1 pseudogene is annotated in these 1,198 nt (G+C 52.7%); it reads left to right on the plus strand.

The features are described 5' to 3' along the window. Positions 1 to 1,061 (plus strand): annotated as a pseudogene (locus CIK04_RS24495) (ATP-binding cassette domain-containing protein); the annotation flags it as partial. Positions 1,062 to 1,198: the final 137 nt, after the last annotated feature.

The raw sequence follows: 1,198 nt of genomic DNA on the forward strand, positions 1-1,198 counted from the left end.
CTGGGAAGAAGCCGTCGCACACATGGCGAACTGGAACATCAAGACTCGCCGTCTCACCGACAGCATCCAAAACGCCGCTGGTTTTGTTCAGCAAAGTGCTAACGTGGCGATGATTATTTTAGGTGTCTATTTGATTKCGAACGGCGATCTCACCATGGGTGGCTTGATAGCGGCCACGATGCTCAGTGGCAAAGCAATTGGTCCACTGGTTCAGCTTTCACTGCTTTCGACTCGCTATAATCAAGCCAAATCCTCCATGACCATCATTAATCAAGTCATGGAAATGCCAGACGRGCAGGAAGAAGGTAAACGCTACATTCACCGCCCTATGGTGCAAGGTAAAGTGGAGCTGGATCGCGTCACCTTCCACTACCCAGATGCCCCCGTCGCCTCCATTCGTGATTTGAGCATCACCATCAACCCAGGTGAAAAAGTGGCGATCATTAGGCCGAATTGGCTCAGGCAAACCACGTTAGAGCGCCTGATCATGGGTCTTTATCAACCCACCGCCGGGCACGTACGCATTGACGATACCGACATTCAACAGCTCCACCATGTCGATATTCGCCGTAACATCGGCTGCGTACCGCAAGACAGCAATGTCTGTTCTTTGGCAACCATTCGCGAAAACAGTCACCCTTAGGCCGACCTCTTGTGGATGACCGTGATGTGCTCGATGCCGCAAATCGCGCTGGGGTCACCACGTTTACCCAAGCCGATCCTGCCGGTCTTGAGCGCCAAGTTGGTGAAGGCGGCGCCATGCTCTCAGGTGGCCAGCGTCAAGCGGTGTCCATCGCTCGTGCCTTCCTTGGCAGACCGCCAGTGTTGCTGATGGATGAACCCACCAGCGCCATGGATAACCGCTCTGAAATGCAGATCAAATATCATGCTTCTCAGCTCAAGCCGAGTGAAACTGCTGATTTTGATCACCCATAAAACCTCGATGCTGGACGTGGTCGACCGACGTGATTGTGATGGAAAAAGGCAGCGTGATTGCCGACGGTCCAAAAGCCCAAGTGCTGAGCGATCTCAAACAAGGCAAAGTTCGCGCAGTCAGTTAACCATCACTCCCTCTCACCACCAACGCCCTGAACCGAACCTGTTCAGGGCGTTTTTTTACTCTGCAAAAATTCGCTCCCACCCCTTGTACCTCAAGCATTAGCTTGAGGAATTAACCTTGCGCCACTTGAACATAGCA

The sequence above is a fragment of the Vibrio sp. 03_296 genome, from assembly GCF_002265885.1.